The 3,989-nt window shown below is 59.2% G+C and carries 7 protein-coding genes; 6 read left to right on the top strand and 1 reads right to left on the bottom strand.

The window, feature by feature from the left end; all coding sequences use genetic code 11:
* The first annotated feature begins 68 nt into the window (after positions 1 to 68).
* From A7P97_RS00215 to A7P97_RS00195, 5 genes are read left to right on the top strand one after another with little or no spacing between them, the layout of a single operon-like run.
* Positions 69 to 773 carry a hypothetical protein gene (locus A7P97_RS00215; protein ID WP_067529176.1) on the top strand — a complete coding sequence of 235 codons (705 nt, stop codon included), beginning with the start codon at positions 69 to 71 and terminating at the stop codon, positions 771 to 773.
* Positions 770 to 1,012, top strand: coding sequence for a hypothetical protein (locus tag A7P97_RS00210; protein ID WP_067529174.1), 243 nt, complete (start codon positions 770 to 772; stop codon positions 1,010 to 1,012). The genes A7P97_RS00215 and A7P97_RS00210 overlap by 4 nt, the downstream gene beginning before the upstream one ends.
* The gene (locus A7P97_RS00205; protein WP_067529172.1) at positions 1,009 to 1,398 is read left to right on the top strand and encodes a hypothetical protein; all 390 of its coding nucleotides are present in this window, start codon (positions 1,009 to 1,011) and stop codon (positions 1,396 to 1,398) included. Before A7P97_RS00210 ends, A7P97_RS00205 begins: the two co-directional genes overlap by 4 nt.
* On the top strand, positions 1,386 to 1,664 hold the full coding sequence (locus A7P97_RS00200; RefSeq protein ID WP_067529170.1) for a hypothetical protein: 279 nt from the start codon (positions 1,386 to 1,388) through the stop codon (positions 1,662 to 1,664). Before A7P97_RS00205 ends, A7P97_RS00200 begins: the two co-directional genes overlap by 13 nt.
* A gap of 28 nt (positions 1,665 to 1,692) precedes the next feature.
* On the top strand, positions 1,693 to 2,193 hold the full coding sequence (locus A7P97_RS00195; protein ID WP_067529168.1) for a TIGR02594 family protein: 501 nt from the start codon (positions 1,693 to 1,695) through the stop codon (positions 2,191 to 2,193).
* 247 nt (positions 2,194 to 2,440) lie between these two features.
* On the opposite strand, the gene A7P97_RS00190 is transcribed toward A7P97_RS00195, so the two are convergent.
* Positions 2,441 to 3,226: a BRO family protein gene (locus tag A7P97_RS00190; RefSeq protein WP_067529166.1), complete on the bottom strand. Its 786-nt coding sequence runs from the start codon at positions 3,224 to 3,226 to the stop codon at positions 2,441 to 2,443.
* Positions 3,227 to 3,512: 286 nt separating this feature from the next.
* Between A7P97_RS00190 and A7P97_RS00180 the strand changes: the two genes are divergently transcribed.
* Entirely contained in the window at positions 3,513 to 3,854 is a 342-nt protein-coding gene (locus tag A7P97_RS00180) for a hypothetical protein (RefSeq protein ID WP_067529162.1), read from the top strand.
* The last annotated feature ends 135 nt before the right edge of the window (positions 3,855 to 3,989 follow it).

Here is a 3,989-nt window from a genome sequence, read left to right as displayed (position 1 = left end):
CGCCTGCATCAAGATTTAAGGCACGGTCCGGGCCCTGCGGGCGGCACCGCCTGAAAACGGAGGATGAAATGTCCGAACAGGATAAATACCAAATCATTGCCGACTTTTTACGGCAGGTCGGTTTCCGGCGCGGCGTACTGCTGTTTCTCGCCGGCGGTGTGGCACTGGTGTTGTGGAAAACCGACCCCGTCGCGCTGGTCGACCGTTTCAGCCGGGCCGGTGCGGAAACGGCAACCGAAGGGGCGCGCAAAGAAGGGCCGGCCGCGCCCTACCTGCAGTCCCCGCGCGGCTTTGTGGAAAACAAAGAAGCCGAAAGCGCGGCGGACGGCGTGGCGATGGCGGACCTGCAGGCCGTTTTGGGCTACAAATTCGTACCGAGCAGCAACCCCTACGAATATCAGGGGCGGCTGTTGGTATTTGCCAAAACCAAGCAGGACGAACAGCGCATGGTGTCGGAAATCGGGCTGTCGTGGCTGCCGATTTTAAGCGGCAAGTCCACGGTGGAGAGGATCCTGGCCGGGCGGCCCGGCGTGTCGGCGTGGCAGCCGGGGAAGCAGGGTTTTTACTTTGCCGACGGCACGGCGGACGAAACGCCGAGCCTGAATACCGACCTGCTGGCACACGGCTACGGCGTGCGGCGGGTATACCGCTACCCGGTTAAAAAAGGCGGGCGCGTGGCAGGCTATCTGGCCGTGTATGCGGAAAAGGAATTGGACGCGGCAACGCGCGCGCAGTTGGAAACCGCCGCCGCGAGATTGGGAGCGTATCTATGAGGGGGTTACTGACCGGATTCGGCGGCGGGGCCGCCAGCCTGTCCAAAGTCGTGATGCTCAGCGGGCATCTGGTGTGCAGCGCGGTGATCGGCTGGCAGGCATATAAAGGCAGCCTGCACTTCGATTTCTACCTGGCCTACATCTGCGCCAGCTACGGCGCGAACAGCACCAACAAGGCCATCAGCATCCTCGGCCGGCGTCCGGCGGCCCCCCGGGACGGACAAGGAGGGGCATCATGAAGCCGGGACTGCCCAAACACTGCACCGCCGCCATCGTGATCTGCGGTGCGCTGGCCGGCTTTACCGCCTATTCGTGGTACGGCTTTGCCGAAGCGCTGGCCGGCAAGAATGCCGAACTGGCGGCCTTGGCGGCCGAGCGGGACGAACTGCTGGAGATCATGGTGGCGCAGGACGGCCTGATACAGAGCCAAACCGCCGCACTGCAAAGCGCCAAGCTGGACAATGCCGGCAGCCGGGCGGAACTCCGTGCCCAGGCGCAAAAACTGGCACAGATGCGCGCCGGGCTGGCCGCCAAACATCCGGCCGCCGCCTTCAGGCCGCCTGAAAAAGTCGGACGCGAGACCGCTGACAACCTGAGAAGGATAAACAGACTATGGCAAAAATAATCCTGACCGCCGCACTGCCGGGCCTGGCGGCCTGCTCCGGCCCCGCCCACTACCCGACCGTCTGCAGCAAACCGAAACCCGGAACCGACGCCCCCCGGCTGCCGGCAGCGCAAATCAGGGCCGGTACCGGCCAAGACAAGGCCGTGGAACTGCTGACCCAATCCCTGCACACCGCCGCCGTGTACACCAAAAGGCTGGAAGAGTTTGCCGACAGCTGCCGCGCCAATCCAGCCTTTAAGGCACGCCGCCAGGCGGCAGGATTTTAGGCTACCTGAAAACCGGAAAGGAAACGAAATGACAGAATTGCCGTGGATTGACGAAGCAAGAAAATACATCGGTATGCACGAACGGGATGCCCGCGGCTTAAAAACCATCCCTATGTGGGTGCGGGCTTTGAAAGGCTGGTGGAGCGATACCAAAACGCCGTGGTGCGGAACGTTTGTCGGCCACTGTCTGCAGGCAGCCGGCAGGGATATTGCAAAAGAATGGTATCGGGCGAAATCCTGGGCAAAAGGCGCAACCCGTTTGGAGAAGCCGGCCTACGGCTGCATCGTGGTATTCGAGCGGCAGGGCGGCGGGCATGTGGGCTTTGCGGTCGGGCAGGACAGGCAGGGCAACCTGATGGTATTGGGCGGCAACCAGGGCGACGCGGTCAATATCAAACCGTTTGCCAAGAGCCGCGTGATTGCCTACCTGTGGCCGAACAAAGGCGGCAAACCCGCTTATCCCGCAGAAGGGCGCTATACGCTGCCGCTGTTGCAGGGCGACGGGAAGCTGAGCAGAAACGAGGCGTAACCATGGCCGGCAGGAACAAACTGCCCGAACAGGCGAAACCCCGCAAACAGGCGGGTTGGCGGGGTCTCTAATCATCAATCTCGGAGCGGCGGCATGGAGACTGACGACTACGCGGATCATAAACGATTTGCCCTCAGAAATCCAGGGGTAAGGCAAAGGGCACCGGTTGCCCGATGCCCTGTTGTCACTGTCTCAACCTAGCGGGAAACAGATTCCTACCGATATTGCTATCGGAAACAATAGTATCTTACACCTGATGCGCCAAACACGGAATCATATTGTCCTCATACGGGAAGGTGGCGTAGCTGACGGTGTGGCGGTAGATTTTGCCGCCCTTCACCGTAACGGCGTAGTAGGCGTTGCGGTTCAGGTTGAACGGGATATTGGCCTGATTGGCAAACAGCTTCGGCACGGTTTCCAAATTCACGGTGTCGGCTTCGCTGTACTGTACGCCCTTCTCCACCGCCACGCGGCTCATCAGGCTCAACACTTCGAGGAACTGCTCGGGCGGCACGTCTTTGTAGCCGACTTTGAATTTGGATTTGATGCTGCTCCACAAGGTAATCGCCAGTTTGGCCTGATGTTCTCTCGGCACGGCTCCCACCAGCATACGGTGTAGGGCTTTGACTTGTTCCTGCTGCTCGTAAGTCAGGCCGGAGGGTAGGGCTTTGCGGGTTTGGGGGCTGCCTGAAACTTCTTTCTCCAACACGTCCAGCACCCAGCGGCGGAATTCTTTGGCTACTTTGGTGCGGGCGAACATGCCGAGCAGGTGGCAGCCGCGCAGGCTGAATATCCGAACTTCACGCATTTGACCTGCATCCGCAGATTGCGGAATCAGGTCTGGTAGCTTCACCACGGCAGTCATGCTGTTAGTGAATTCGTCGGCGTTGCGGTTGTAGAGGTCGGAAATACGGTTTGCCTGGGTGTATCCCAAGGCTTCCGCAATTTGCGAAGACCTTAGCCAAGGTTGGCCGTGTATGTCGGTAATATCAAAGGATACGTTGCGGAAAGAAAGAGAAAGTTGAGTTTGCATTTTGCGCTCCGATAACAAGTTTGAAAACCTGCCTCCCGCCGCCAAGCGGGGTGGGCAAGAAACGTGCAGGTTGGCGGACTGTGGTATCGGACGAGGCACAGCAAGCTTTACGGGCTTCCCACACGCTCTTGCCCGAAGGGTTAAGCGCAATGACAACAAAAACCGCAGATGCGGCATTGATGCGTCTGATACTAAAGAAACAGGCCGCCAAGCCTGCGCTGCTATTGAACAGCGTGGATATAGTAGCGTGTTTTCTCTTGATTGGCAACATAAAGAAAGGAATACCATGACATGGATATTGAAATACTGGAAACCACTTGCCCTTGCCGCGCTGTTGGCGGCGGTGGTAGGCGGGGAATATTGGTATGGTAGGCAACGCTACCAAGCGGGCTATACTGCGGCCACGGCAGCCATCAATGCCAAACTGGCCGGGCAAAAGCAGAAGCATCAAAAAACCGCCCATGCGGCAAGCGTGGAATATCAACAAGAGAAGTCCAAAGCGGACGAGAAAGTGAGGGTAAGGCGTGAAGTGGTACAGCAAATTATCGAGCGGCCTGTGTTTACTGGCGATTGCGTTGATGCTTCCGGGGTGCAAGTCCTCAACGCCGCCATTGCCGAGCGCCATTGAGCCGCCGGCCGATTTGGCTATACCCTGCCCCAGGCTGCCCGAATTGTCGGGAACAACGGGCAAGGCAATGCTGCCGTGGGCGCTGGAAGTGGTGCATCTGTATAACGACTGTGCGGCACGGCATGACGGGTTGAT

The sequence above is a fragment of the Eikenella sp. NML070372 genome (assembly GCF_001648415.1).
Lineage (GTDB): Bacteria > Pseudomonadota > Gammaproteobacteria > Burkholderiales > Neisseriaceae > Eikenella > Eikenella exigua.
The sequence above is the reverse complement of the archived record's forward strand: the minus strand, read 5'-3'. Positions and strand labels throughout refer to the sequence as shown.

What these genes read in the sequence shown, in the direction of transcription:
- A7P97_RS00215 (WP_067529176.1), top strand. Translation starts at nt 69, where the DNA reads ATGTCCGAACAGGATAAATACCAAATCATTGCCGACTTTTTACGGCAG.
- A7P97_RS00190 (WP_067529166.1), bottom strand. Translation starts at nt 3,226, where the DNA reads ATGCAAACTCAACTTTCTCTTTCTTTCCGCAACGTATCCTTTGATATT.
- A7P97_RS00195 (WP_067529168.1), top strand. Translation starts at nt 1,693, where the DNA reads ATGACAGAATTGCCGTGGATTGACGAAGCAAGAAAATACATCGGTATG.
- A7P97_RS00210 (WP_067529174.1), top strand. Translation starts at nt 770, where the DNA reads ATGAGGGGGTTACTGACCGGATTCGGCGGCGGGGCCGCCAGCCTGTCC.
- A7P97_RS00180 (WP_067529162.1), top strand. Translation starts at nt 3,513, where the DNA reads ATGACATGGATATTGAAATACTGGAAACCACTTGCCCTTGCCGCGCTG.
- A7P97_RS00200 (WP_067529170.1), top strand. Translation starts at nt 1,386, where the DNA reads ATGGCAAAAATAATCCTGACCGCCGCACTGCCGGGCCTGGCGGCCTGC.
- A7P97_RS00205 (WP_067529172.1), top strand. Translation starts at nt 1,009, where the DNA reads ATGAAGCCGGGACTGCCCAAACACTGCACCGCCGCCATCGTGATCTGC.